Annotated in this window: 20 protein-coding genes; 11 read left to right on the top strand and 9 right to left on the bottom strand. The window is 67.5% G+C overall.

Going from position 1 to position 25,972, the window contains the following annotated elements; genetic code table 11:
- Window positions 1-99: 99 nt before the first annotated feature.
- The 7 genes from M2319_RS05865 to M2319_RS05835 form a co-directional block, all read right to left on the bottom strand.
- Window positions 100-972: a DUF4412 domain-containing protein gene (locus tag M2319_RS05865; protein ID WP_264600516.1), complete on the bottom strand. Its 873-nt coding sequence runs from the start codon at window positions 970-972 to the stop codon at window positions 100-102.
- 201 nt (window positions 973-1,173) lie between these two features.
- Complete coding sequence (locus tag M2319_RS05860) at window positions 1,174-1,563, bottom strand: hypothetical protein (RefSeq protein ID WP_264600515.1); 390 nt, start codon at window positions 1,561-1,563, stop codon at window positions 1,174-1,176.
- Window positions 1,564-1,668: 105 nt separating this feature from the next.
- A complete protein-coding gene (locus tag M2319_RS05855; protein WP_264600514.1) occupies window positions 1,669-2,397 on the bottom strand; it encodes a hypothetical protein in 729 nt (242 codons plus the stop codon).
- Between the two features lie 14 nt (window positions 2,398-2,411).
- Window positions 2,412-3,782 (bottom strand): hypothetical protein, encoded by a 1,371-nt coding sequence (locus M2319_RS05850; RefSeq protein WP_264600513.1) that lies wholly within the window; start codon window positions 3,780-3,782, stop codon window positions 2,412-2,414.
- A complete protein-coding gene (locus M2319_RS05845) occupies window positions 3,772-7,884 on the bottom strand; it encodes an efflux RND transporter permease subunit (RefSeq protein WP_264600512.1) in 4,113 nt (1,370 codons plus the stop codon). Before M2319_RS05845 ends, M2319_RS05850 begins: the two co-directional genes overlap by 11 nt.
- A gap of 69 nt (window positions 7,885-7,953) precedes the next feature.
- Entirely contained in the window at window positions 7,954-9,123 is a 1,170-nt protein-coding gene (locus tag M2319_RS05840) for an efflux RND transporter periplasmic adaptor subunit (protein WP_264600511.1), read from the bottom strand.
- The gene (locus M2319_RS05835) at window positions 9,123-9,518 is read right to left on the bottom strand and encodes a hypothetical protein (RefSeq protein ID WP_264600510.1); all 396 of its coding nucleotides are present in this window, start codon (window positions 9,516-9,518) and stop codon (window positions 9,123-9,125) included. The genes M2319_RS05840 and M2319_RS05835 overlap by 1 nt, the downstream gene beginning before the upstream one ends.
- A gap of 349 nt (window positions 9,519-9,867) precedes the next feature.
- On the opposite strand from M2319_RS05835, the gene M2319_RS05830 reads away from it, so the two are divergent.
- The 7 genes from M2319_RS05830 to M2319_RS05800 all read left to right on the top strand — a co-directional run bounded on the left by M2319_RS05830 (window position 9,868) and on the right by M2319_RS05800 (window position 18,942).
- Window positions 9,868-11,256: a sigma-54 interaction domain-containing protein gene (locus tag M2319_RS05830; protein WP_264600509.1), complete on the top strand. Its 1,389-nt coding sequence runs from the start codon at window positions 9,868-9,870 to the stop codon at window positions 11,254-11,256.
- Between the two features lie 275 nt (window positions 11,257-11,531).
- Window positions 11,532-12,257 carry a tellurite resistance TerB family protein gene (locus M2319_RS05825; RefSeq protein ID WP_264600508.1) on the top strand — a complete coding sequence of 242 codons (726 nt, stop codon included), beginning with the start codon at window positions 11,532-11,534 and terminating at the stop codon, window positions 12,255-12,257.
- A gap of 71 nt (window positions 12,258-12,328) precedes the next feature.
- A complete protein-coding gene (locus M2319_RS05820; RefSeq protein ID WP_264600507.1) occupies window positions 12,329-14,152 on the top strand; it encodes a sensor histidine kinase in 1,824 nt (607 codons plus the stop codon).
- Window positions 14,153-14,173: 21 nt separating this feature from the next.
- Window positions 14,174-15,538: a sigma-54-dependent transcriptional regulator gene (locus M2319_RS05815; RefSeq protein WP_264600506.1), complete on the top strand. Its 1,365-nt coding sequence runs from the start codon at window positions 14,174-14,176 to the stop codon at window positions 15,536-15,538.
- A 221-nt stretch (window positions 15,539-15,759) separates the two neighbouring features.
- A complete protein-coding gene (locus M2319_RS05810; RefSeq protein ID WP_264600505.1) occupies window positions 15,760-16,758 on the top strand; it encodes a TRAP transporter substrate-binding protein in 999 nt (332 codons plus the stop codon).
- A gap of 154 nt (window positions 16,759-16,912) precedes the next feature.
- A complete protein-coding gene (locus M2319_RS05805; protein ID WP_264600504.1) occupies window positions 16,913-17,542 on the top strand; it encodes a TRAP transporter small permease in 630 nt (209 codons plus the stop codon).
- The gene (locus M2319_RS05800) at window positions 17,539-18,942 is read left to right on the top strand and encodes a TRAP transporter large permease (protein ID WP_264600503.1); all 1,404 of its coding nucleotides are present in this window, start codon (window positions 17,539-17,541) and stop codon (window positions 18,940-18,942) included. Before M2319_RS05805 ends, M2319_RS05800 begins: the two co-directional genes overlap by 4 nt.
- A 436-nt stretch (window positions 18,943-19,378) precedes the next feature.
- Here the strand turns inward: M2319_RS05800 and M2319_RS05795 are convergent, their stop codons facing one another.
- Window positions 19,379-20,134: an SDR family oxidoreductase gene (locus M2319_RS05795; RefSeq protein WP_264600502.1), complete on the bottom strand. Its 756-nt coding sequence runs from the start codon at window positions 20,132-20,134 to the stop codon at window positions 19,379-19,381.
- 288 nt (window positions 20,135-20,422) lie between these two features.
- Between M2319_RS05795 and M2319_RS05790 the strand changes: the two genes are divergently transcribed.
- On the top strand, window positions 20,423-21,598 hold the full coding sequence (locus M2319_RS05790; protein ID WP_264600501.1) for a pyridoxal phosphate-dependent aminotransferase: 1,176 nt from the start codon (window positions 20,423-20,425) through the stop codon (window positions 21,596-21,598).
- A gap of 21 nt (window positions 21,599-21,619) precedes the next feature.
- On the opposite strand, the gene M2319_RS05785 is transcribed toward M2319_RS05790, so the two are convergent.
- Entirely contained in the window at window positions 21,620-22,054 is a 435-nt protein-coding gene (locus tag M2319_RS05785; RefSeq protein WP_264600500.1) for a protease inhibitor Inh/omp19 family protein, read from the bottom strand.
- Window positions 22,055-22,328: 274 nt separating this feature from the next.
- Here M2319_RS05785 and M2319_RS05780 point away from each other — a divergent pair, with 274 nt between their 5' ends.
- The 3 genes from M2319_RS05780 to M2319_RS05770 all read left to right on the top strand — a co-directional run bounded on the left by M2319_RS05780 (window position 22,329) and on the right by M2319_RS05770 (window position 25,968).
- Window positions 22,329-25,046, top strand: a complete 2,718-nt coding sequence (locus tag M2319_RS05780) for a bifunctional acetate--CoA ligase family protein/GNAT family N-acetyltransferase (protein ID WP_264600499.1) — start codon at window positions 22,329-22,331, stop codon at window positions 25,044-25,046.
- 138 nt (window positions 25,047-25,184) lie between these two features.
- Window positions 25,185-25,613, top strand: a complete 429-nt coding sequence (locus M2319_RS05775; protein ID WP_264600498.1) for a MerR family transcriptional regulator — start codon at window positions 25,185-25,187, stop codon at window positions 25,611-25,613.
- Window positions 25,549-25,968 carry a carboxymuconolactone decarboxylase family protein gene (locus M2319_RS05770; protein WP_264600497.1) on the top strand — a complete coding sequence of 140 codons (420 nt, stop codon included), beginning with the start codon at window positions 25,549-25,551 and terminating at the stop codon, window positions 25,966-25,968. Before M2319_RS05775 ends, M2319_RS05770 begins: the two co-directional genes overlap by 65 nt.
- Window positions 25,969-25,972: the final 4 nt, after the last annotated feature.

The raw sequence follows: 25,972 nt of genomic DNA, 5'->3' as shown, positions 1-25,972 counted from the left end.
CCGGCTTTGACCCGCGTCTGCGGCAGCCCTCCCCCCGGATGCCGCCGCGCTCGCGGGCTCATGCCGGGCCTTCGCGGGGGGAAGGCCCGACACCTTGTCTCATTGCTGCGCCGGCATCTGCGGCGGTTGTCCATACCCCGCCGGCGGTTGGCCGTAGCCCGGGGGCGGCATCTGCTGGCCTTGCGGCATGCCCTGCCCCTGCGGCGGGGCCGGCGGGCGCGGCGGCTCGATCTTGCTGAACCCTGCCGGCACCTCGAACAGCGCGGCGTCGGGTTTGCCGGGCCGGATGTTGCGCAGCTCGCGGACCATGCCGCCGGGCATGTTCTCATAGACGCTGAGGGCGTATTCCGGATCGTAGAGGATGGTGCCAGTGACATAGCGCCCGTCCGGCGAGCGGAACGAGACCTCCCAGCGCTCCACGGTGCGGCCGCCAAAATCCTCGGTGTTCTGGAGTGCGGCCTGCATGACCGAGCCGTCGGGCATCGCCTGGCGCATCGGCATCTTGCGGTTGGCGTCCCACCAGATGCGGATCGGCTTCGGCGCGCCCTTGGGCGTCACCTCCCAGACCTCGACCTCGGTGCCGCCGAGCTGTTCGGTGGCGACCTTCTCGCAGCCGACGTCGTCGGATGGCTCGCACGGCACGGTCTGCGGCCCCATCGATGCGCCGGCGCCGGAGGGCGGCAACTGCATTTCCATATAAGTGCGCTCGTCGGGGAAGACGATGCGGGCAATGCCCTCCTTGGGCATGCGGATCTCGATCACCCGGCGGCCCTGGTGGAGCGAATCCATGCGCACGCCGTCTGCCGAGACGTAGAGCGTGCCGCTCTGGACGCCGCGCTGGGGCATGGTGATGACCGCATCGGCGGTGAATTCGGTGGTGGCTCCGGCGGTCTCTGCCGCCGCGACTGCGCCGGCACTGAGAAGGCTCAGCGCTCCCATCAGCAGTCCGGTGGCTGTACCCTTGATCTGCATAGCCTCGCCTTTCCTGTCGTTGCAGAGATCGAGCGGACAGGGCGCTTCGTCGTCACGGTGAAACGCCCCGTGGCGCGAGCCCGCCGCAACGCTCTGCGGCGGGTCGCAAGATCGGGTGGGCGGCGCAAGCGGTCCCGGTCCGGCGGCGCCAGGGCGCCGGTTGCCTGAAACGGGACCGGGATCCGCTCGCGCCGGACCGGCTTACTGGCTCTGGCCCGACTGCTGCTGCTGCTGCGGCTGCTGGGGCTGCTGCTGCATCTGCGGGGGATAGCCGTACGGGGCGCCATAGGCCGGGGGCGCATAGCCATAGGGGGCATAGCCGTAGCCGGGATATCCGCCCCAGCCGCCCGGATAGCCACCCCAGCCGCCCGGATAACCGCCCCAGGGGCCGCCATAACCGCCATAGCCGGGATGGCCATAGCCGTAGCCGTTGCCGCGGCCCGAGAAGTTCATGGAGAAATTCCCGTCGCCGGTGCCGTTGCCCCAGCCCGGGCCCCAGCCCCACCAGGCGGCCGCGTCGTTGGTGGTGACGGCGGTGCCGACGAGGCCGAGGAAGCCGGCCAGTGCAGTTGCGGTAAGCAACTTTTTCATATCTACTCTCCTCACGGTTCTCCCTCCCTGGATCTTGAGCCTCGAGACGAGGGAGTTCTCCCGAGACTTTCGGGCGTCATGCCCGTTTCACGTTGTGCGTTCCCGCTACATCCCGTAGGGCCCGAGCCCGCCAAGGCCCGGCAACCCGGTCGCATAGGGTGTGTAGAAGGGCGCCAGAGAGCCGGAATACGGGCTTGCGTAGTAGCCGGGGGACTGCCATCCCCCGGGTGCTGCCAAGCCCAATCCCGGCAGGTATCCGCCGGTGAGCGGAATGCCGTATCCAAGCCCGGCAAGGGCGCCGGTTCCCGGATAAAGACTGGAATAAGGATTGCCGAACGTGCCCGTCAGGGGCGCGCCGTAGGCGTTGCCGGTGCCGTAGCCCGAAAGGGCCGGATCGCCGGTGGTTGCCTGCTGGCCGGTCGTGCCTGCGTCCGGCCGGTAGTCCGGAACGGCATAGGGTGTCGGATAGGCCGGTACGGCGGAATAGGGCGTCGTGCCATAGCCCGGCGCGCTCGCATAGGGCTGCCCGGAATAGACCTGACCGGAATAGGGCTGGGCCGGATAGGTCTGCTGGCCGTAGGCCGTCGCGGCCTGTCCATTGTCGGCGGGCGGATAGGCCGGGTTCGGCGCGGCGGGCGCCGGGGCGCCGTAGTACGGCGTTGCATATTGCGGGGCGGCATAGGCGCTGCGTCCGGAAAACGGGTTGCCGCCGGTCGCCGCCGGAGGTGCTGCCGGCGTCGTCCAGGGATTGGTCGCCACCTGGGCGAAGGCGCCGTCCGCAGGCCCGAAAAGGGCCATCGCCGTTATCGCCAGCATGGTGGGGGTGCGCGTCACTGCCTTACGCCTTTCTACCGGTAGGTCCAGCCGGACATGCCGGCGCTTGCGACATGGGGGCGGTGGATCGGCCAGCGGTTGCGGGTCTCTGTCGGCGCGTAATCGCCGAAATAGGGGTTGGCGGCGGCGGTTCGCGTCGCCGGCGACGCGCGCCAGGTGGATGCCTGTTGCGTGTTGTTGCCGGTCTCCCAGGCAAAGCCGCCGACGGGTGCGTAGTCCGCGTGGCGGGCATCGGCCGCGAATGGGTTGGGATTGGCGGCAGCAAGGTTCGGGGCACGGTCGGTCGCCCACATGCTGCCGTCGGAGCGCGGTGCCGGGCGTGTCGGCTGAGTAGCCGGGCGCGCCGGGGCATAGGCCGGCGGCGCGCCATAGGGAGCCGTGTTCATGCCTTGCGGCCGGTAACCGAACGGATTGCCGCCCTGCGGCGGGTAGGGGCGCCACTGGCCGCCCCATTGCGGCGCCGGATAGGCGTTCGGATAGGGCCGTTGCTGCCCGCCCTGCCATTGCTGCGGATAAGGATTGGTCTGCCCGGGCGCGCCATAGGCCGGGGCGGTGTAGCCCGGTGCCGCATAACCGGGTGCCGTGTAGGTGGGGGCCGCGTAGGTCGGCGCGGGCACCTGCCCCTGGCCGTAGGTCCCGCCGGCGTTCGGATAGGCGGGTGCGGCGTAGGGCTGCGGCGCCGGATAGGCCTGCTGCGGATAGGCCGTTGCGCCATATCCCGTCGCGCCATAGGTCGGGACTGCATAGGCGGGGGCCGGCTGCGCGGGGGGCTGCTGACCATAGGCCGGCTGTTGTCCGTATGCCTGCGGCGGCTGGCCATATGCCTGCGGTTGCTGGCCGTAGGTGGGCTGCTGGCCGTAGGCGGGGGCCGGTTGCGGATAGGCGGGCGCCGTCGGCTGGGCGGCCGGCGCGGCGCCCGGCTGCCAGGCGCCGGTGCGGTTGCCGGGAGCGACCGGCGGATAGGCCGGGTTGGTGCCGGTCGGCGGATAGGTGGCGACGTTGGGAGACGCGTCCTGATTGGGCCACTGCGGCTGTGCGGGATTTCCCGTGTGCGATGACGGGATGCTCGCATTCTGGCGGCCGAGCTGTTCCGGATCGAAGCCGATCGGCGGATAGTCGGTGTACTGGCCGGCGGTGCCGGATACCTGGGCGAGGGTGGCGCCGCGGCTGGTCGCGGGCATGCCGTAGCGTGCGCCGAGCCGCGGCGTCATCGTCGCCGGTCGCATTTTCTCAGCCGGCGCGTCGTAGCGCGTCGAGGCGACGTGTGGCCGGGCGGAGGGGGACCGGTCGAGGGCCGTTGCCTCCCGGTCGATGAGGGAAAAGCCGAGGACAGCGATGGCGGCGGTGCCGACGAGGAGGGTCGACCTCAAGCGATCAGGATACATCTTCGTCCTCCCTGGCCGTCGCTCTGGCGTCCGGCGTCTTCGGTGCCGGCTTTTTCTGCGTCCGGGCGGTCGTTGCCTTCTTCGCCTTGGCGCCGGCCTCCGTCCCTGCCTTCGATGCCGTGCGGGCCGTGGTGCGCTTGGAGACGGCGCGGCGGGCGGGCCGCTTGGCGGCGGCCGACTTGGCCGGTGCCGGCGCGGGATCGGCGACGACGGTCTCTGTCTCTGCGGCGGCGGGTACCGTGGCGGGCCCGGTGCCTTGCGGGCCGGTCGGCATCGGCGGTTCCTCGGCCGGAGTCTGCATCGGCGGCACGGTCGGCTCGGAAACGCTTTGCTGCGGCGCTGCCGGCGCGGGGACTGCGGGTGCTGGTGCCTGCGGCGCTGCGGGCGCCGGGGCCGCTTGGGGGGGCGGGGCGACATAGGGCTGGGCGGCCGCCTGCGGTGCGGGAGTGACCGGCGCCTGGGGTGCGGGCGTCGCTGCCGCGGGTGCCGCCGCCGCGGCCGGCGGGGCAGGATTGGCCGGGGTGAAGGGGGCGGCAGGCTTTTCCTTGCGGGCGAACAGCCCCTTGCCCGCTTCCTTGATGGCGAGCCAGGCGAAATAGGGCATGGCGCGAAGGGCATAAAAGCCCATGGTCAGCGTCATCTTCGCCGTCTGCACGGGGGTGCTTTCGGCGATGCGGCTAAAAAGACCGCGGCGCTGCGGTTCGGCGGTGGCCGGATTGGCAGTCGCCCGGGCGTTTTCCGCGGCCTCTTCGGCGTTGATCGGCATGGCTGCGGCGCTTGCGGCGGCGTCGCCGAAGCCATTGCCGCTGGAATATTCGACGCTCTGGACGATCGCCTGGCGGGTGCGCACGCAGGCGAGCGGGATGACCACCAGCGTCAGCAGCGTCGAGACCATGCCGCCGAACATCAGCGAGATCGCCATGCCCTGGAAGATCGGGTCGGTGATGATGACGCTGGAGCCGGCGACGAGGGCGAGCGCGGTGATCATGATCGGCCGCGTCCTGGTGCGGCAGGCCTGGACCACGGCGTCTGTCACCGGCACGTCGTTCTCCACCGCCTGGCGCGAGAAGTCGACGAGCAGGATGGAGTTGCGGACGATGATGCCGGCGAGCGCGATGAAGCCGATCATGGAGGTGGCGGTGAATTCCGCGCCGAGCAGCCAGTGGCCGGGGACGATGCCGATGAGGGTCAGCGGGATCGGCGCCATGATGATGCCGGGCAGGCGGAAATTGCCGAACTCCCAGACCACCAGCATGTAGATGAGGACCATGGCGGCGGCAAACGCGATGCCCATATCGCGGAACGTCTCGTAGGTGACCGTCCATTCGCCGGTCCACTCGAACGCCGACTGGAAGCCGTCGGTCGGCGGGCCGACCCAGGCAGCCGCAAGCGTGCCGCCGTCCGGCGGGGTGTAGTCGGCAAGGAGGTCGCCGACGGCGAACATGCCGTAGATCGGCGCGCCGAGGCGGCCGGCGACGTCGCCGGTGACGTATTCGAGCGGCCTCAGGTCCTTGTGGTAGACGGTCTTGTCCTGGGGCACGGCGGTGAAGCGGCCGAGCTCCGACAGCGGCACGAAATTGCCGCTTGCCGTGCGGATCGGTAACTCGCCGAGGGCGGCGATCTGGCTGCGGACGTTGAGCGGTGCCTGCAGGACGATGTAGCGCGGCTCCAGCTCGTGGCCGAGCTTGGCGTCGCCCAGCTTGTAGCCGCCGAGCGCCATGCCGAGCTGGCGGTTGATGTCCTTGATGGAGACGCCTTCGCGCAGGGCCTTCTGGCGGTCGATCTCGAACAGCCAGCGCTCGTGCGGATCGTCCAGATAGTTATCGACGTCGACGACGCTCGGCGCCTCTTCGAAGATCCTCGTCAGATCCTTGGCGACCTGGACGCGGATGTCCTCGGTCGGGCCGTAAACCTCGGCAACGAGGGTCTGCAGCACCGGCGGTCCCGGCGGCATTTCGACGACGGCGATGCGCGCGCCCAGCCGTTCGGCGATCGGCGTCAGGATTTTCCGGGTCTCGGCGGCGATCTGGTGGCTGGAGCGGGCGCGGTCGCCCTTGTCGAGGAGTTGCACCTGGATATCCGCCTGCCACGGCTGCTGGCGCAGATAGTAATGGCGCACCAGGCCGTTAAAATTGAACGGCGAGGAGGTGCCGGCATAGCTCTGGACGGCGGTCACCTCGTCTATCTTCAGGATCTCGTCGACGAACCTCTGGGTGACATTGGCGGTCTCGGCCAGCGCCGTGCCGTCGGGCATGTTCACGACGACGTTGAATTCCGGCTTGTTGTCGAAGGGCAGCATCTTCACCGCCACGTCCGTGGTGTAGAAGAGGACGCAGGAGAGGGCGAAGACGAGCCAGATGCCGATCCGCAACATGCGGCCCTTGGCCGGGCTCTCGATGAACGGCGTCAGGATGCGGCGGTAGAAGCGGCCGAGGGCCTCGCTCTGGCGGTGCTCGGCTTCCTGGGCCTTGTGGAGCTTCGCCAGCGACGGGCGGATGCGGTAGGCGAGCCAGGGCGTGAACAGGAAGGCGGCGATCAGCGAGAACAGCATCGCGACCGAGCCGAGCGCCGGGATCGGCTCCATATAGGGGCCCATCATGCCGGAGACGAAGCCCATCGGCAGGAGCGCGGCGATGACCGTGAAGGTGGCGAGGATCGTCGGGTTGCCGACCTCGCGTACGGCGTCGATGGTGGTCGGGGTGTCGACCTCGCCCTTCAGGAGCCAGCGGCGGTAGATGTTCTCCACGACGACGATGGCGTCGTCGACCAGGATGCCGATGGAAAAGATCAGCGCGAACAGCGACACCCGGTCGATCGTGTAGCCGAGGATCCAGGCGGAAAAGACGGTGATCAGGATCACCACCGGGATGACGATGAGGACGACGAGCGCCGCGCGGATGCCGAGGAACAGCCAGATCAGCAGGGTGACGGCGCCGGTTGCCACGAACAGCTTGACGATCAGCTCGTTGACCTTGTCGTTGGCGGTCTCGCCGTAATTGCGGGTGACGGCGATTTCCACATTGCCCGGAATGATCCGGCCCTTGAGCTGCTCGACCTTGTCGAGGACGGCATCGGCGACGGTGACGCCGTTGCTGCCGGGTTTTTTGGCGATGGCGATGGTGACGGCGGGCGCGCCGTCGGGGACGCTGGCGGCGGAGGGCGCGCCGCTCTCGGCCCAGGCCGGGCCGGTGAAATACTGGACGCTGTTGGTCGCCTCGCCGGCGCCTTCGGTGACCTTGGCGACGTCGCGCAGGTAGACCGGGCTGCCGTTATAGGTGCCGACGATGATGTGTTCGAGATCGGAGGCGTGCTTCAGGAAGGTGCCGGAATAGACGTTGAAGCTGGTGCCGTCGATCTCGGAGTAGCCGACGCGCTTCTTCTCGTTGGCCGAGGTGATGGCGCCGGCGACCTGGTCGATGCTGATGCCGAAGCCGGAGAGGCGCTCGGGCTGGATTTCCACCCGCATCTCTTCCGACCGGCCGCCGACGATGAAGCTCTGGGAGGTGTTCGGCACTTCCTTCAGGCGTTGCACCAGTTCCAGGGCAACGAGGCGAAGGGCGGCGTCGTCGAGGCTTTCCGACCACAGGGTCAGCGCCACCACCGGCACGTCGTCGACGCCCTTCGGCTTGACCAGCGGCTCGGAGACGCCGGGCGGGATCTTGTCGAGATTGGAGAACAGCTTGTCGTAGAGCTTGACCAGCGAGGGTTCCATCTTCTCGCCGACGTCGAACTCCACGGTGACCATGCCCTGTCCGCGCTGGGAGGCGGAATAGACGTGCTTGACGCCGGGGATCTCGCTCATCATCCGCTCCAGCGGATCGATGGCAAGGCTGGTCACCTGGGCCGCCGAGGCGCCTTCATACTGGATGAAGATGTCGACCATCGGCACGGATATCTGCGGGTCTTCCTGGCGCGGCGTGAAGGCGAGGCCGAGGATGCCGGCGGCCAGGCAGCAGACCAGGAACAGCGGCGACAGCGGCGAATGGATGAAGGTGCGCGCCATCGAGCCGGCAAGGCCGGGGGCGTGGACGTGCTCGCCCTTGCCATTCTTGCCATTGCCGTTGGCACTGCATCCGGTCGTGGTGTCGTTCGTGTCAGCCATTGTCGGCGACCCTGTTTCCATCCCGTTTGGTCGCGGCGGTTGGCCCGCCTGCGCGCATTGTCATTGCAGTCAGTCGGTCGTCTCGGCGCGGGCGTTCGGCCTGCGCCCTGTGCTCGCCGTCGGGTTGACGACCACTTCCTCGCCGCCCTTCAGGCCGGAGAGGATGGTCACCCGGTCGTCGCCGGCGTCGCCGCCGACGCGCACCATCTTGAGCGTCGGCTCGCCGTCGCTGCCGCGCACGAAGACACCGAAGAGGCTGCCGCGCTGGATCAGCGCCGAGCGCGGCACGGTCGGCAGCGAGGTGGCGTTGACGGCGCCGTTCGGCAGCCGCAGTTCGGCATAGACGCCGGGGGCGGCGGGGATGCCGCGCGGCAGGTCGAACTTCACCGTCACGGTGTGGCGCGACTGGTCGGCGACCGGAAAGATCTGGGCGACGCGGGCGTTGACCTCGATGCCGCCGCCGACGTCGAGCCGGGCCGGCACGAACATGTTCTGGTAGAGGTTGCCGACCAGCTTGACCGGCACCTCGGCCTGGATCCGCAGGTAATCCACATAGGCGAATTTCAGCAGCGGCTGGCCCGGCTGGACGGTGTCGCCCTCCTCGATCATGCGGGCGACGATGGTGCCGGGGAACGGCGCCACGACGCGGGCATCGCGGATCTTGGTGTCGATCTCTTCAAGCTGCGCCCGGGCCTGCATGATCTGGCTCTGGGCCTGCTCCATGCCGCTTTGCTGGCTGTGCAGGTCGGCATAGCGCTCCACCCAGGGATTGCTGGCGCCGACGCCACTGGAAAACGGCCGGGCGAAGAAGGTGTCGAACATCTGCGGCATCGCCATGCCGGTGGAGCGCGACATGCCACGGTTGATCTGCGGTGAGATCAGTTCGCGGTTGTACTGCACCTGGGCCTGGCGGAGCGCGGCCTCGGCCGCCTGCAGGGCGGCGACGGCGGAGCGCCGGCGGGCCTGCAGGTCGGCGTCGTCGATCTGCACCATCAGCGCGTTCTGCTGGAAGGCGTCGCCCTCGCGGCCGGCAAGCAGGCGGACCTGGCCCGGCACCATCGCCGACAGCACCACTTCCTTGTAGGGGATGACCGTGCCGCCGATCAGCGACGTGCTGCCGACTTCGGAGACGTCGGCAGTCACGTAGCGCTCCTGTGCGGCGGCCGGAACGGTCGTGGACGCGGCAAGGAGCGCCGCGCACACCGCCAGCACCCGTTTTTGCGGCAGGGTCAGGGTCATCAGACGCGCGCCATCACTGAAAAGCTTTTCATGAACGGACCGGCCATGCGCGGGTCCTTGATCATCGCGGCGTAGTCGCCGACCGCGAATTGCAGCTTCTTGGAGGTGTAGGCCATGCCGAGGCCCATCATGCCCGGCGGCTTGGAGATCCAGCCCTGCCAGGTGGCGGCGTCGGCCCTGAGGTCCCAGTTCAGCGGCTGGCCGGCATAGGCGCCGGCGCTGGTGGCGACGCCGTTTTCCACGACCAGAATGCCGCGCGGGGCGTCCTCGCCCTTGAAGCCGTAACCGATGTTGGAGTTGAACCCGATCTTGGCCAGTTCGCCGGACAGGTCCGGCTCGGCGTTCCACGCGTTCTGGAAGCTCGCCATCCACTCGGCGGAAAACAAGTCAGCCATCTCAATCCTCCCTCTTGAAAGCGGCTTATGGCATGTCCGTTGTTCGTCACATGCTTATTTTAGAAATATCTAAGCAAAGAAGTTGGCATATGGCAAGTCATTGAAAATACTAATGCTTTTATGTTGCGGGATGCAGCGCGCTGCAGCAGTTGCTGCAACAGGAGGCCGTTGCGATTAATCAATAGAAGCTGTTTGAATTGACACCGGAAATTGCGATGGTGTCTGTTTCGTACTGTTGCGTTGATTAGAAAATGTTGCATATGATGCAACAGGAACGCGCCACAGAAGCGCGCCGATTTGGAGGGACCCGGACCGCCGAAAACGGTCCGAAACAAGGGAAGGGCAGTCCATGAGGGAGATCGACGATCTCGTTCCTCTGCTCGAAGCTATCGTATCCTATATCGACGAGGGCGTTCTCCTGACGGACCGCCAGGGGACGGTCCTCTACCAGAACCCGGCGGCCGCCGAACTGCTGGTGGCGCCCGGGGCCGGACCGCTGCAGTCGCTCGCCGACATCCGCGGCGTCGATCTCAAGGATGCGCTGGACAGGGTACTGGAACGGGCGCCGGCGCAGGCGGAAAGCGCCATGACCCCGAATCTCATACAGTTCGAAATGCGTATCAATGCGCGCGGCGAGATGCGGGATCTGGAGTTCCACTGCTGTCGCGCCTGCGACACCCAGGGCAATCTCAGGCTCGTCATTTTGCGCGACAAGACCGACGAGCGACGCCTCGAAACGCTGCTTTCGCGCTCCAGCGGCGACCTCGTCACCAAGGACCCGACGATGATGGAGATCCTGGAGCGGGTCGAGCGGGTGGCGCCGATGCAGGCGCCGGTGCTGATCCAGGGCGAGACGGGCACCGGCAAGACCCATATCGCGCGGCTCCTGCACCGGCTGTCGAACCGCTCGCGGCGCCCGTTCGTGGAGTTCAACTGCGCCTCGACGCCGGAGCCGTTGCTTGAGGCGGAACTCTTCGGCCATGCCCGCGGCGCCCTCGGCGAGATCAACGGCGAGCGGCCGGGCAAGCTGAAGGCGGCCGATACCGGCACCCTGTTCCTCGACGAGGTCTCGGCGCTGCCGGCCCATCTGCAGACCAAGCTCCTGAAGGCGCTGCAGGACGGGGCGTTCGAGCCGGTCGGGTCCGACACGCCGGTGACGGCCGACGTCCGGATCATCACCGCGTCCAACCGCAACCTGCGCGGCCTGGTGGAGGCCGGCGATTTCCGCGCCGATCTCTATTATCGTCTTGCGGTGTTCCCGATCACCGTGCCGCCGATCCGCGAGCGGCCGGGCGACATCCCGCTGCTCCTTGCCCATTTCTGCGACAAGCTGGCCGAACGCGGCTACCCGCGCGACTTCAGCTACTCGCCCGAGGCACGGCGGCTGCTCATCGACTATCCCTGGCCGGGCAATGTGCGGGAGATGGAGACGGCGATCGAGCACGCGCTGATCTGCTGTGTCGACAACGTTATCGTGCCGGAGAGCCTGCCGCACGACATCCGCAACTTCGACCACCTGCCGGTGGTCAGCGTGAAGCCGGCGGCGCGGCCGTCGGAGGCGGACGAAAGGGTGCAGATCCAGACGGCGCTGGCGCGGGCCGGTGGCAACAAGTCGCTCGCCGCGAAATATCTCGGCATCGACCGCACCACGCTGTGGCGCAAGATGCGGCGGCTGCGGATTTCGGAACGTGCGCAGATCGCCGCACCGGAGGACGCGCGCGAAATGCGGACCAACTGACGCCGGCAAGCTGAGACGGAAAAAGAAGACGGCGCCGTTGGGGGGTGAGAGATGGCGCCGCAGTTCGATCTCTAAGTTGTTGTCTTTATCGGTGCATTAGGAGGGTTGCATCTTTCCAAGCCGTTAACGCGGCGCGATTCCGCATGCGACAGGTTTGCCGGGCAACAGATCGTTGAGCCGGATTCGCTTCTCGGCAAGGGACGCCGGGTCTTGTTTGCGGGGGGCAAAACCCCCACCTCGCTTAGCGAACGAACGCGCCATGCGAGGGAGAGACAATGTTCGACGCCAAGAAGCTTCTCGATCAATTCATGGGCACCGGCATCCCCGGCGGCGGCACCGTCGGCGACCGGGTCGGCCAGGTGCAGGACTATACCAGGGAAAACCCGCTGAAGTCCGGCCTGGCGGCCGGCGGCCTGGCAGGGCTGCTGCTCGGCACGGAGACGGGACGCTCGATCACCGGCAGTGCGGCGACGATGGGCGGCCTCGCCCTCCTCGGCGGCCTTGCCTACAAGGCCTATCAGAACTGGCAGGGCACCGGTTCGGTGACGGGCGCGGCGACCGGTGCGGCGCCGGGCGGCCAGATCGCGGGACCCGCTGAGCCGGGTCCGCTCGAGGCGCCGAAGAAGAACCCGTTCGCGGCGTCCGAGGCCGAGCAACAGGAAGCCGGGCTTGCCATGGTCATGGCGATGATCGCGGCGGCCAAGTCCGACGGCCATATCGACGCCACCGAGCAGCAGCGCATCTTCGACAAGCTCGACACGCTCGATCTCGACGTGGAGGCCAAGGCCTTCGTCATGGACGAACTGCGCTCGCCGCTTAACATCGACAAGATCGTCGCCAAGGCGCGCACGCCGGAACTCGCCATGCAGATCTACACGGCCTCGCGGGTTGCAATCGACCTCGACCATCCGGCGGAAAAATCCTATCTCGACCAGCTCGTCCAGCGGCTCGGCATCGACCGCGGCTTCGTCAACGAGGTGGAAGCGGCGATCACCGCCTGACGACCGCTTCGTCACGCATCCGTCACAGGGCGCATTCCAATCGCCGCGTGTGATGGGATAAAGTCCCACCCATGAAGCGTGTGCGTCGCGGACTGCCCTTCGGCCTCGGTGCGACCGGGGCCGTTATCATTGCCGGCCTCGTGGCCACTGCCGTCGTTGCGATCCTGACCGGGCTCGGGGCGGAGCGGCTGTTCCTGCGCGAGCAGGCGGCGCGGGCGCGCGATGCCCTCGACTTCCATGCCGTCAGCCTGGAAGGCTTCCTCGACAAGTACCGCATCCTGCCGCCGCTGATCGCGCGGCACCCGGACGTCGTCGCCCATTTCGGCGAAGGCACCGAGACGGATCGGCCGGCGGCGCTCAGGATCGCGGTGACGGCGACGGCGATGACCGGCGCCGACGAGGTGCTGTTCATCGACACCGACGGGACGGTGCTGGTCGCCAGCAAGCCGGTCGCCGAGACCAACCTCGCCAATGCGCCCTATTTCCGCGCGGCGATGGAAGGCCGGCTTGGCCGGTTCCTTTCCTTCGACACGACGACGGAGCGTGGCTCCTATCTCTTTGCCGCGCCGGTGCGCAAGGACGACACCGTGATCGGCGTCGTCGTCGCCAAGGTGTCGCTGGAAGACGTGGAACAGGCCTGGGCGCTCTCCAAGGATCCGGTGGTCGCCACGGATCTTTCCGGCCGGGTGGTGCTGTCGAACCGGGAGGACTGGCGGGGCCGGCCACTGTTCGGCGCGCGCGGCCGGGCCCTCAGCCGCATGGCCACCGGCGATCCTCCGGTGGTGCAATCGCCGAAGAGCCATGACGGCGAGTTCGCCTTCGTCGACCTGCCGGACGAAGTCGGCAACGGCGCACACCGCTATCTGGAGGAGACGGCGTTCCTGCCGCTCTATGACTGGACGCTCCGGGTCTATTCTGACACCGCGCTCGCCCGCGCCCAGATGAGCAATCTGGTGCTGACGGTGCTGCTTGCCGGCCTGATCGCGACGGCCGGGGCGGGATATCTCGTCGACCGGCGCGGCCGGCTTTCGCGGCAGATGCGGCACGACCGGGCGGCGGCGTTGCGCCTGGAGCGCCGGGTGCGCGACCGCACGCGGGAACTGACGCTCGCCAACGCCCGGCTCGCCAGCGAGGTCCGGGAACGCGAGGCGACGGAGGAGGAGCTGCGCCGCACCCAGTCGGAACTGGTGCAGGCCGCAAAGCTCGCCGCCCTCGGCCAGATGTCGGCGGCGCTCAGCCACGAATTCAACCAGCCGCTCGCCGCGATCCGCTCCTATGCCGACAATGCGGCCCTGCTGATTGAGCGCGACCGCAAGCCGGAGGCATCGGGCAATCTGCAGCGCATCGGCGCCCTCGTCGACCGGCTCGCCGGCCTGTCGCGGCACCTGAAGACGTTCGCCCGCAAGCCGGAGGCGACGACCCGGCCGATCTCGGTGGCCCCGGCCCTGTCGGAGACCCTGATGCTGCTCGGACCGCGGATGCGCAAGGCAGGCGTTCAGGTCGACGTCTTCCACGAGGCCGGTGAGGTCGTCGTCGATGCCGGCCAGGTGCGGCTGGAACAGGTGCTGATGAACATCGTCGGCAATGCCCTCGACGCGGTCGCCGGGCGCAATGACCCGATGGTGCGGGTCGACATCTCCAAGGATTCTTGCGACGGCATCATCGCCGTCAGCGACAACGGACCGGGGATTTCCGAGGCGGATCTTGCGCACATCTTCGATCCGTTCTTCACCACCAAGGATGTCGGCGAGGGGCTGGGGCTCGGCCTGTCCATCGCCTATAAGATCATCCAGGACTTTCGCGGAACGATCGTGGCGGAGGCCCGGCCGGAAGGCGGCTCGGTGTTCACCATCAAGGTGCCGCTCAGCGAGCCGGTCCTCAACGCGGCTGAATAGGCGTCATTTCAAAGGACATTCATGGAGCACAGCACCGTTCTTCTGGTCGACGACGAGGCGGACCTCCGCGATGCGCTGGCACAGGGGCTGGAGCTCGGCGGCCACAACGTCCACACCTATGCCGACGGCGACACCGTGCTCGACCACGTCAACCGCACGCTCTACGGCGTGCTGGTCACCGACATCCGCATGCCGCGAAACGACGGCCTCACCCTGATGCGCCGGGCGTTCGACATCGATCCGGCCTTTCCGGTGATCCTGATCACCGGCCATGGCGACGTGCCGCTCGCCGTGGAGGCGATGCGCGCGGGCGCCTACGACTTCATGGAAAAGCCGTTTCCGGCGAGCCGGCTCAACGACACGGTGCTGCGGGCGCTGCATACGCGCCGGCTGGTGCTGGAAAACCGGGCGCTGCGCCAGGCGCTCGACGAGGAGACCGGGCTGATCGCCCGCCTCATCGGCCGCACCCCGGTGATGCAGCGGCTTCGCAGCGAGGTGGAGGCGCTGGCCGAGGCCGACGTCGACGTCCTGCTCCTTGGCGAGACGGGCTCCGGCAAGGAGGTCGTCGCGCGGGCGCTGCACGACGAAGGCCCACGGCGCGACAAGCCGTTCGTTGCCATCAATTGCGGCGCGCTGCCGAGCGATATCATCGAGTCCGAGCTGTTCGGCCACGAGGCCGGCGCTTTCACCGGTGCCATCCGCCAACGCATCGGCAAGCTGGAGCATGCGGCGGGCGGCACCGTCTTCCTCGACGAGATCGAATCCATGCCGCTCGACCTGCAGGTCAAGCTCCTCAGGGTCATCGAGCAGCGCTCGATCGAGCGGCTCGGCTCCAACAAGGCGATCCCGCTCGACGTGCGCTTCGTCGCCGCCACCAAGGTCGACCTGGAGGAGGCCTGCGCCGACGGCCGGTTCCGCAGCGATCTCTATTACCGGCTCAACGTCGTCACCGTCACCGTGCCGCCGCTGCGCGAGCGCAAGGAAGACCTGCCGATCCTCTTCCATCACCTGGCGCGCGAGGCGCGGGCGCGTTTCCGCCGCGAGGTGCCGGACTTCACGCCGGAACTGATGGCGGCGCTCACCGCCCACGACTGGCCGGGCAATGTCCGCGAATTGCGCAACGTCGCCGACCGCTTCGTCCTCGGCCTTTCCGTCGGCCTTGACGGCGAGGAGCCGGCGAACGCGGCGGAGGAGGGGTCGGAGGGCTCGCCGCTCGCCCAGCGCGTCGCGGCCTATGAGCGCTCGCTGATCGCCGCCGAAATCAAACGCCAGGACGGCAGCCTCAAGGCCACCTACGAGGCCCTCGGCCTGTCGCGCAAGGCGCTCTACGAAAAGATGAAGCGCTACGCTCTCGACAAGGACGAGGTGCTGTCCGAGCCGATGTGATCCCGGCGCCGGCCGTGCGATGTGTCGGATTCGACCCATTGCGCCGGCGAAATGTTACCGAAAGGTTGCATTCGCGGCGTCAATGCCGGTTGCCCGCGTGCTCCGTCTCGTTCAATATCCCCGGATAACCGCAAAAATGCGGAGATGGCACGGCGCTTGCCAGTGCCGAAGCGGGATGCCGCCTCGATGCGGCACCGATTCAACGTTCTGGGAGGAACACGATGAAACACCTTATGCTCGCCGCCACCGCGGCGGTCGCCCTTTCCGTATCGCCGGCGTTTGCGAACTGCGACGACGGCGAAATCGTCATCAAGTTCAGTCACGTGACGGCTGCCCAGGGGCATCCGAAGGGCGAGGCCGCGGCGCTGCTCGCCGAGCGCGTCAACGACAAGATGAACGGCAAGGCCTGCATGGAGGTCTATCCGAACTCGCAGCTCTTCAACGACAACAAGGTCCTTGAGGCGATGCTGCTCGGCGACGTCCAGATGGCGGCCCCGTCGCTGTCGAAGTTCGAGAAATACACCAAGAAGTTCCGCATCTTCGACCTGCCCTTCCTGTTCGACAACATCGAGGCGGTGAACCGCTTCCAGGGCTCCGAGGACGGCCAGAAGCTGCTGCACTCGATGGAGAGCAAGGGCCTTCTGGGCCTCGGCTACTGGCACAACGGCATGAAGCAGCTTTCCGCTAACAAGCCGCTGTTGATGCCGGAAGACGCCAAGGGCCTGAAGTTCCGCATCCAGACCTCCGACGTCCTGCAGGCGCAGTTCGAGGCGCTCGACGCCAACCCGCAGAAGCTCGCGTTCTCGGAAGTCTATGGCGCGCTGCAGACCGGCGTCGTCGACGGCCAGGAGAACTCCTGGTCGAACATCTACACCAAGAAATTCTTCGAGGTGCAGGACGGCGTCACGGAATCCGACCACGGCGTGCTCGACTATCTGGTCGTCACCTCGGCGGAATGGTGGAACGGCCTGCCGGACGACGTGCGCTCCGAGCTGAAGGCGATCTTCGACGAGGTCACCGACGAGCGCAACAAGCTGTCGCGTGAGATCAACCTCGCCAACCGGCAGAAGGTGATCGACGCCGGCGGTGTGGTCCGCGAACTTGACGCCGACCAGCGCGCGGCCTGGAAGAAGGCCATGGAGCCGGTCTGGGCCAAGTTCGAGGGCGACATCGGCACGGACCTCCTGGAAGCCGCCAAGGCCTCCAACGCGTCCAACTAGTCCCTTTGCCTTGAGGCAATACGGGGGAGCCGCGGCCGCGCGGCTCCCCTTCGGGCGCTTGGCCTTGAGGGCAGGCGCCGCAGCGCCTTGTGCCGCCGGCGGGGAGCGGGCGGCCGGGCCGGTGGCAATCCACCGGGCAAACGAGGGGGCTCCTGTGTCGCGGATCGTCAATGAAATAGAAGAAACGGCCATCGCCGTCCTGCTGGCGCTGATGACCGTCACCACCTTTTCCAACGTCGTCGCCCGCTACGTCTTCAACGACAATCTGTTGTGGGCGCTGGAACTGACCACCTATTTCTTCGCCTGGCTGGTGATCTTCGGGGCGTCCTACGCGGTCAAGATGACCGCCCATCTCGGCGTTGACGCCGTGGCGCTGCGGTTTCCGAGGAAGACCCAGAGAATCCTGGCGCTGATCGCCGTTGCGGCCTGCATCGCCTATGCCGGGATGATGCTCTACGGCGCCTGGGAGTACTGGTCGAAGTTCTTCTTCAAGCTGGCCTTCCTGGAGGTCGAGGACGTTCCGTTCCCGCACTGGATCCAGACGCTCTTCGGGCTCGTGGAAGACGGCGAGGTGCGCTACGAGCGGCTGCCGCGCTACATCCCCTATTTCATCCTGCCCTTCGGGCTCGCCCTCATCCTGTTCCGCTTCCTGCAGATCGCCGTGAGCATCTTCAAGGGCGATACGACCATGATCATCGCCAGCCACGAGGCGGAGGAACTGGTCGACGAGGCCCGCGCCGCCCATGACGAAAACGGCACGTCCGGGGAAGGAGCCGGGCGATGAGTGCGGTCATCCTCTTTGCGCTGGTCCTTGCGCTCCTTGCCATCGGCGTTCCGATCGCGGTCTCGCTCGGTCTTTCCAGCCTCGTCATCCTGCTCCTGTTCTCCAACGACTCGCTCGCCTCCATCGCCGGCAAGCTTTTCGAGTCCATGGAGCACTACACGCTCCTGGCGATCCCGTTTTTCATTCTGGCGTCGGCCTTCATGTCGACGGGCGGCGTCGCCAAGCGCATCATCCGCTTTGCCATTGCCGTCGTCGGCCATATGCGCGGCGGCCTCGCCATCGCCGGCGTCTTTGCCTGCATGCTGTTCGCCGCGCTCTCCGGCTCGTCGCCGGCCACCGTCGTCGCCATCGGCTCCATCGTCATCGCCGGCATGCGCCAGGTCGGCTACACCCGCGATTTCGCTGCCGGCGTCATCTGCAACGCCGGCACGCTCGGCATCCTCATCCCGCCGTCCATCGTCATGGTCGTCTATGCGGCGGCAACCGACGTCTCGGTCGGGCGGATGTTCCTTGCCGGCGTCATTCCGGGCCTGATTGCCGGCGGCATGCTGATGGTCGGCATCTATGTGGCGGCCCGCGTGCGCGGCCTGCCGGCGGAGGACTGGAAGGGCTGGCGGGAAATCCTCGTCTCCGCCGCCGATGCGTTCTGGGGGCTGATGCTGATCGTCATCATCCTCGGCGGCATCTATGGCGGCGTCTTCACGCCGACGGAGGCGGCGGCCGTCGCCGCGGTCTATGCCTTCCTGATCGCCAATTTCGTCTATCGCGACATGGGGCCGCTCAAGAACGTCGCCTGGCGCAAGAAGGGCGAGGCACTGCCGACCGCGATCCTGCGCAACATCGCGGCCATCGTCATCGGCTTCGTTCCCGCCTGCCTCCACCCGGAGACCAAGCGCACGCTGCTGGAAGCCGGGCGGCTGACCATCATGCTGATGTTCATCATCGCCAACGCGCTGATCCTGAAGCACGTGCTGACCAGCGAGCAGGTGCCCCAGGCGATCGCCGCGGCAATGCTCGATTTCGGCTTTTCCTGGTGGACGTTCCTGATTGCCGTCAACCTGCTTCTCTTGGTCGGCGGCCAGTTCATGGAGCCCTCGGGCCTCATCGTCATCGTCGCGCCGCTCGTCTTTCCGATCGCCATCCAGCTCGGCGTCGATCCGATCCATCTTGGCATCATCATGGTGGTGAACATGGAGATCGGCATGATCACGCCGCCGGTCGGGCTGAACCTCTTCGTGACGTCCGGCGTCGCCGGCATGCCGGTGATGGCGGTGGTCCGTGCGGCGCTGCCCTGGCTCGGCATCCTCGCCGTGTTCCTGGTGCTGGTCACCTATGTGCCGTGGATCTCCACCGTGCTGCCGACGTCTCTGATGGGGCCGGAGATGATTACGACGCATTGATCGGGGTGGCGTGCCCGGTCATCACCGGAGTCCAGCTGCGTGCGCCGCACTGGATCGCGTCGCTGCGCTCGCGATGACGCTCGACATTGCCGCGCTCTCTCCCCGTCACCCCGGGCTTGACCCGGGGCCTATTGCCCCTCTCCACACGGTATGCCGTTCGCTCGTGGCAGGGGGTCTTGCGCCGGGGACAGGCCGCGCAAAGCCCGATGCGGGCGACCATGCCGCGGCGGGCATTGGGTCCCGGCTCTCCGCTGCGCTCCGGCCGGGATGACGGCAGAGGGGGTGGCGGCCGTGGTGGTCTAACCTTTCGCGCCGTACTGGATCGCTTCGCTGCGCTCGCGATGACGCAAAAAAATGTCATTGCGAGGAGGCCGATAGGCCGACGCGGCAATCCAGGAGCAACGTCGCGTGCGTGTTGCGGCGCTAACCCCGAGCCCTACAGCACCCAGCCGCCGTCGATGACGATTTCCGTGCCGGTGACGAAGGCGGATTCGTCGGAGGCGAGGTAGATCGCCAGGTCCGCGATCTCCTCCGGGTCGGCCACGCGGCCGCTCGGCTGGCTGTCCAGCACATGGGCCCAGGCGTCCTCGATCGAGGCGCCGAGTTCGACGGCGAGTTCCGCGACCCGGCCCTCCAGCGACGGCGTCCTGACGATGCCCGGGCAGATGGCGTTGCAGCGGATGCCGTCCTTGACGAAATCGGCGGCGATCGCCTTCGTCAGGCCGATGACGGCGGCCTTGGTGGCGCCGTAGACGTAGCGCGCCGGGGTGCCCCGGATCGAGGAGGTGCCGGACGACATGTTGATGATCGAGCCGCCCTCCTGGCCCAGCATTGCCGGCAGGAAGGCGCGGATCGTGCGGTGCATAGACTTGACGTTGAGGTCGAAGCAGTAGTCCCAGGTGATCTCGTCGCAATCGAGCACCGTGCCGCGATGGACGTAACCGGCGCAGTTGCACAGCACGTCGATGGCGCCGAGGTCCTCGGCGACCGCATAGGTCTCGGCCGTGTCGGTGACGTCGAGGGCGACGCATCTGGCAACGCCGAGGGCGGCCAGGTCTTCCAACTGCTCCGGCGCGACGTCGGTGGCGATGACCTCGGCGCCCGCTTCGGCAAAGCCGATGGCGGTGGCGCGGCCGATGCCCTGGCCGGCGGCGGTGACGAGTGTCCGTTTTCCGGCGAGCCGGTCCGACATGGTATTTCCTTCGATTTTCTACGTGCCGACGGCGGCCCCGCGGGGCACCCCCTCGCGCCAAGTGCTGCAACGCGGGCACGGGTCCGGCTGGCGATCTCGAACATGCCCTTTCAGGGCGCTCTGAACATTTACCCGCGGACCTGTCTGGTCTCGAGGCGGGCGGGCGGCCGGAGGTGAGATGTTTCTGATGGCGCTAGCCTCTAGCACGTCTTTACCGCTATGTCTTGTTCGCGCGCGACAGCGACGGGCGGCGCTGCGACGCCGCCAGGATAACAAGGGAGACAAGGCATGCTGACCACGATTGCCGGATTCGATCGCATCGGCGAGGAAAACGCCTTTGCCGTTCTGGCGCGGGCGACCGAGCTTGCGGGCGCCGGCCGCGACATCATCAATCTCGGCATCGGCCAGCCGGACTTCCCGACCCCGCCGCATATCGTGGAAGCCGCCGTTACGGCGCTGCGCGAGGGCCATCACGGCTATACGCCGGCGACCGGCATCCTGCCGCTCCGCGAGGCCGTCGCCACCGACGTGGAGCGGCGCACGGGCGCTGCCGTCTCGCCGGAACGGGTGCTGATCGTGCCCGGCGGCAAGGTGACGATGTTCGCCGCGATCCTGATGTTCGGCGAGCCGGGCGTCGACATCCTCTATCCCGATCCGGGCTTTCCGATCTACCGCTCCATGATCGAGTTCACCGGGGCGCGGCCGATGCCGATCCCGATCCGCGAGGACAACGCCTTTGCCTTTTCGGCCGAGGAAACGCTCGGGCTGATCACGCCCGCAACCCGGCTCATGATCCTCAACTCGCCGGCAAACCCGACCGGTGGCGTTACGCCGCAGGAGGAGATCGCCCGGCTGGTGGAGGGGCTTGCCGCGTTCCCGGACGTTGCGATCCTGTCCGACGAGATCTACGGCCAGATGACCTATGACGGCGCGGTCCACCATTCGCTGATGTCCTACCCTCAGATCCGCGACCGGGTGATCCTGCTCGACGGCTGGTCGAAGACCTATGCCATGACCGGCTGGCGGCTCGGCTATTCGGTCTGGCCGGAGGGGCTCTACGACAAGGTCAGGAAGCTTGCCGTCAACGCCTGGTCCTGCGTCAACGCGCCGACGCAGTGGGCGGGGCTGGCCGCGCTCACCGGGCCGCAGGACTGCGTTTCGGAGATGGTCGGTGCCTTCGACGAACGCCGCAAGGTGATCGTCGACGGGCTCAACGCGCTGCCGGGCGTTTCCTGCCTGATGCCGGCCGGCGCCTTCTATGCCTATGCCAACATTTCAAAGACCGGCTGGAAGGCGAAGGAGCTGGCCTCCGCGCTGCTGGAGGAGGCCGGGGTCGCGACCATTGGCGGGCCGGATTTCGGTGTCCTCGGCGAGGGCTATATGCGGCTTTCCTACGCCAATTCGACGGAGAACATCTCCCGCGCCATCGAGCGCATGGACGGATTCCTGAAGAAGAACACCTGACGGCGCTCCAACGCTATCCGGTCAGTCCAGGGTTTCGCCGATGGTGCCGGTGATGAGGGCGCCGCTGTCCTTCGGCGCCAGGCGCAGGAAGACGTTTTCCGGCTCGACGGACAACAGCGCGTCGGCCTCGCCGAGCGCATAGGTGACGACCGCGGCGCCGGCCCCGTCGACGAGGACGATCCCGCCCATGCCGTCCGGGCGCCAGCCGCGCACCGGGGCGAGCACCGGATAGAGCCCGGCGCAGTCGGAAAGGCGGGCGATGCGAGCGCCGTTGGGGCCGGCCTCGTTGCTCAGTTCCGCCTCGCAACTGGCATTGGAGAAATCGTCTCCGATGGTCCAGGCGGCAGTGATCGCCGGCTCCGACGATTGGGCGCTGGCCGGCCCGGCCGCGACGGCCGCAAGGGCAAGGAAAAGGGCGGTGGCGCTGATCGACGCAGACGCATGGGTACGGAACATGTGCGGCACCTCTCGACTCGCATGAATACAGTTGATCGGCAAACCGTTAGCGCCCCGTAAACGCCCGCCACCGCGGCGATTTCCGGACCCGTTCCGAAATCCGCGGTTCCGGGGCTCTCTTCTCGCAGGTGCGAACGCGTGCGGAATGCAACCTGCTATCATTAAGAATATGATAATATTGCAATACCGGCAGGCGTTGGCAGATGCACTCCTATGGTGTATGCTGCGTTGCAATAAAAAAAGGCCCGGTTCGCCATAAACGGAGGCCCCTCCAGTGTCCGTCAAGAACCTCTCCTCCTTCTTCAAACCGCAGTCCATTGCGCTGATCGGTGCCAGTCCCCGTCCCGGCAGCGTCGGCGCCACCGTGCTTGCCAACCTGATGACCGCCGGCTTCGACGGTCCGGTCTGGCTGGTCAATCCCAAGCACGACCATGTCGGACCGCATCCCTGTCACGCGTCCATTGCCGACCTTCCCGGCGTACCGGAACTCGGCATCGTCGCGGCACCGGCGAAATACGTTCCGGACACCGTGGAAGAACTCGGCAAGCGCGGCGCCCTGGCGGTGCTGATCATCACGGCCGGCCTCGGCAAGGGTTCCGGCAGCCTCGCCGAGGAGGCGGGCCGGATCGCGCGCCACTACGGCATGCGCATCGTCGGGCCGAACTGCCTCGGCCTGCTGGTGCCGCCGGTCGGGCTCAACGCCAGCTTCTCCCATGTCATGCCCGGCGACGGCGACCTCGTCTTCCTGTCGCAATCGGGGGCGCTCGTCACCGCCGTCGTCGACTGGGCGGCCTCGCGTGGCATCGGCTTTCGCGCCGTGGTCTCGCTCGGCGACATGCTCGACGTCGATGTCGGCGACCTCCTCGACTATTTCGCCTCCGACGTGCGCACGCGGGCGATCCTGCTCTATCTGGAATCCATCAACGAGGCGCGCGGCTTCATGTCGGCGGCGCGGCTCGCCTCGCGCCTGAAGCCGATCGTCGCCATCAAGGCCGGGCGCAACGCCTCGGCGGCCGAGGCCGCGGCCTCCCACACGGGCGCGCTCGCCGCCTCCGACATCGTCTTCGATGCGGCGCTGCGCCGGGCCGGCGTGCTGCGCGTCTTCTCGCTCGACGAACTCTTCACCGCGGCAGAGACGCTCCATTTCGTCAAGCCGTTCCGCGGCGAAAGGCTCGCCATCGTCACCAATGGCGGCGGTGCGGGCGTTCTTGCCGCCGACGCCCTGGAAGACCGCAACGGCAAGCTGGCGACGCTGTCCGCGGGAACGATGGCGACGCTCGATGAGAAACTGCCGGAGACCTGGTCGCACGGCAATCCCGTCGACGTCATCGGCGATGCGCCGCCGGAGCGCTATGCGGCGGCCGTTACCGCTGTGATGCGCGACCCCAATGTCGACGCGGTGATGGCGATGAACTGCCCGACGGCGCTTGCCTCCGTCACCGACGCGGCCGAGGCCTCGCTGAAGGCCTGGAAGGACAGCGGCGTCTTCAAGCCGCTGTTCGGCTGCTGGCTCGGCGACGGCGGCGCCACGGACGCCCGCAAGGTGCTGGCGGCGGGCGGCGTGCCGAGCTATGCGACGCCGACGAGCGCCATCGAGGGCTTCCGCCACATCGTCGACTACAGCAAGGTCCAGGAACTCCTGATCCGCACGCCGCCGGTCGGCGACGGGGTGCGCCGGCCGCAAAAGGACCTGGCCCGCAAGATCGTCGACACGGCGCTTTCCACCGGCCGCACCATGCTGACCTCGGACGAGGCCAAGATGGTGCTTGCCGCCTACCACGTGCCGGTGGCGCTGGCCGAGCCGGCGGCCGACCCGGACGAGGCGGCGGCGATTGCCGCTGGCATCCTGGAGCGTGAGGGCGGGGTGGTCCTGAAGATCCGCTCCCAGGACATCTCCCACAAATCCGATGTCGGCGGCGTGCGCCTCGGCCTGCGCAGTGCCGACGAGACACGGGCGGCCGCCCGGACCATGCTGGAGACGGCGCGCCGGGTGAAGCCGGAGGCCCGCATCGACGGCTTCACCGTCGAGCCGATGGTCTCGCGCGCCCACGGCATCGAGCTGATCACCGGCATCGCCACCGATCCGCTGTTCGGGCCGATCATCCTCTTCGGTGCCGGCGGCACGGCGGTGGAGGTGCTGGCCGACCGCACCGTCGGCCTGCCGCCGCTCGACCGGCTGATCGCCCGCGACATGATCGAGGAGACCAACGTCTCCAAGCTGCTTGCCGGCTACCGCGACCGGCCGCCGGCCAATATCGATGCCATCGTCGATGCGCTGATCGCGCTGTCGCGCATCCTCGTCGACATCCCGGAGCTCTCCGAACTCGACATCAACCCGCTGACCGCAGACGAGCACGGCGTCATCGCGCTCGATGCCCGCATCCGCCTGGATCCTGCGGCGGCGGGAGTCGTGCCGGGGCACAATTTCGCGATCCGGCCCTATCCCGACAACTGGATCTCGCGCGAGACCACCTCCGGCGATCTCGACGTCACCGTCCGCCCGGTGAAGCCGGAGGACGAGCCGCTCTACGGGCGGTTCTTCGACCGTCTCGACCCGGAGGACATCCGGCTCCGCTTCTTCACGCCGATCAAGGAGCTGTCGCACAAGTTCGTCGCCCGGTTGACGCAGATCGACTACGACCGGTCGATGGCGTTCTGCGCGCTGACGCCGGGGGATACCGAGCTCCTCGGCGTCTCCCACCTGATCCTCGATGCGGACCGGGAGGTCGGCGAATATGCCGTTGCCGTGCGCTCCGACCTCAAGGGCCGCGGCCTCGGCTGGCTTCTCATGCAGAAGCTGATCGGCTTTGCCGCCTCCGAAGGCGTCAAGACGATCTATGGCGACGTGCTGGCCGCCAACACGACGATGCTGCAGATGTGCCGGGAACTGGGCTTTGAGATCGAGCGGCACCCCCAGGAGGCCGGCGTTGTCCGTGTGACCCTGCAGGTCTCCGCCGACCGGCAGCGCGAGCTCGCCGCCGGCATGGCCTGAGGCGCGCCGTTTTCGGCAGTTGCCACGTCTCGCGCACCGGCTTTGCGGGCGCGGGCGATGCCCCGCATTTTCCCCCCTTGACTTAGAGCGCGCTCTAACCCCTAGCCTTGCTTGCGTCGTGGCGAAGGAAGGACGTCCATGAAGATCGGTGAGCTGGCGAAGCGCTCGGGACTGACGGCCCACACCATCCGCTACTACGAGCGGATCGGGCTGTTGCCCTATGCCGACCGCGACGCATCGGGTCAGCGCGACTACGACGCTTCGGTTCTCGTCTGGATCGCATTCCTCGGCCGTCTGAAGACGACCGGGATGCCGATCCGGGACATGCTGCGCTATGCGGCGCTCAGGGAACAGGGCGCCGGGACGGAAGCGGAGCGGCGCCGGTTGCTGGAAGAGCACCGTGCCCGCGTCCGCGCGCATGTTGCCGAGCTTCAGGACAGCCTTCTCGTCCTCGATACCAAGATCGCCGGATATGCCGGCGCGGAAACGAGGTTGAAGGACTATGACGCAGCACCCCCTGAACGGCGGCGAAAGCCGTCTGGAGCGCGGCCGGCGGGCCCTCGCTGAGATCGACGGCGCGGCCGGAGAACGGGTGGTGGCGGCCCTTGCCGACATCGCCCCCGATTTCGCCACCTATCTGTTCGAGTTCCCCTTCGGCGACATCTACTCCCGCCCGGGTCTCGACCTGCGCTCGCGCGAGATCGCGACCATTGCCGCGCTGACGGCGATGGGGACGGCCGAGGCGCAGTTGAAGGTCCATATCGAGGCCGGCCTCAATGTCGGGCTCAGCCGCACCGAGATCGTCGAGACCATCATGCAGATGGCGGTCTATGCCGGCTTTCCGGCCGCGCTCAACGGCCTCTTTGCGGCAAGGGCGGTGTTCGCCGAACGTGATGCTGAGAGCCGGGAGGACGCGGCATGAGCTT

The organism is Rhodobium gokarnense (assembly GCF_025961475.1).
GTDB lineage: Bacteria > Pseudomonadota > Alphaproteobacteria > Rhizobiales > Rhodobiaceae > Rhodobium > Rhodobium gokarnense.
Note: the sequence above shows the minus strand (reverse complement) of the source record. Positions and strands in the feature narration are given on the sequence as shown.

What these genes read in the sequence shown, in the direction of transcription:
- M2319_RS05865 (WP_264600516.1), bottom strand. Translation starts at nt 972, where the DNA reads ATGCAGATCAAGGGTACAGCCACCGGACTGCTGATGGGAGCGCTGAGC.
- M2319_RS05860 (WP_264600515.1), bottom strand. Translation starts at nt 1,563, where the DNA reads ATGAAAAAGTTGCTTACCGCAACTGCACTGGCCGGCTTCCTCGGCCTC.
- M2319_RS05850 (WP_264600513.1), bottom strand. Translation starts at nt 3,782, where the DNA reads ATGTATCCTGATCGCTTGAGGTCGACCCTCCTCGTCGGCACCGCCGCC.
- M2319_RS05845 (WP_264600512.1), bottom strand. Translation starts at nt 7,884, where the DNA reads ATGGCTGACACGAACGACACCACGACCGGATGCAGTGCCAACGGCAAT.
- M2319_RS05840 (WP_264600511.1), bottom strand. Translation starts at nt 9,123, where the DNA reads ATGACCCTGACCCTGCCGCAAAAACGGGTGCTGGCGGTGTGCGCGGCG.
- M2319_RS05835 (WP_264600510.1), bottom strand. Translation starts at nt 9,518, where the DNA reads ATGGCTGACTTGTTTTCCGCCGAGTGGATGGCGAGCTTCCAGAACGCG.
- M2319_RS05830 (WP_264600509.1), top strand. Translation starts at nt 9,868, where the DNA reads ATGAGGGAGATCGACGATCTCGTTCCTCTGCTCGAAGCTATCGTATCC.
- M2319_RS05825 (WP_264600508.1), top strand. Translation starts at nt 11,532, where the DNA reads ATGTTCGACGCCAAGAAGCTTCTCGATCAATTCATGGGCACCGGCATC.
- M2319_RS05820 (WP_264600507.1), top strand. Translation starts at nt 12,329, where the DNA reads ATGAAGCGTGTGCGTCGCGGACTGCCCTTCGGCCTCGGTGCGACCGGG.
- M2319_RS05815 (WP_264600506.1), top strand. Translation starts at nt 14,174, where the DNA reads ATGGAGCACAGCACCGTTCTTCTGGTCGACGACGAGGCGGACCTCCGC.
- M2319_RS05810 (WP_264600505.1), top strand. Translation starts at nt 15,760, where the DNA reads ATGAAACACCTTATGCTCGCCGCCACCGCGGCGGTCGCCCTTTCCGTA.
- M2319_RS05800 (WP_264600503.1), top strand. Translation starts at nt 17,539, where the DNA reads ATGAGTGCGGTCATCCTCTTTGCGCTGGTCCTTGCGCTCCTTGCCATC.
- M2319_RS05795 (WP_264600502.1), bottom strand. Translation starts at nt 20,134, where the DNA reads ATGTCGGACCGGCTCGCCGGAAAACGGACACTCGTCACCGCCGCCGGC.
- M2319_RS05790 (WP_264600501.1), top strand. Translation starts at nt 20,423, where the DNA reads ATGCTGACCACGATTGCCGGATTCGATCGCATCGGCGAGGAAAACGCC.
- M2319_RS05785 (WP_264600500.1), bottom strand. Translation starts at nt 22,054, where the DNA reads ATGTTCCGTACCCATGCGTCTGCGTCGATCAGCGCCACCGCCCTTTTC.
- M2319_RS05775 (WP_264600498.1), top strand. Translation starts at nt 25,185, where the DNA reads ATGAAGATCGGTGAGCTGGCGAAGCGCTCGGGACTGACGGCCCACACC.
- M2319_RS05770 (WP_264600497.1), top strand. Translation starts at nt 25,549, where the DNA reads ATGACGCAGCACCCCCTGAACGGCGGCGAAAGCCGTCTGGAGCGCGGC.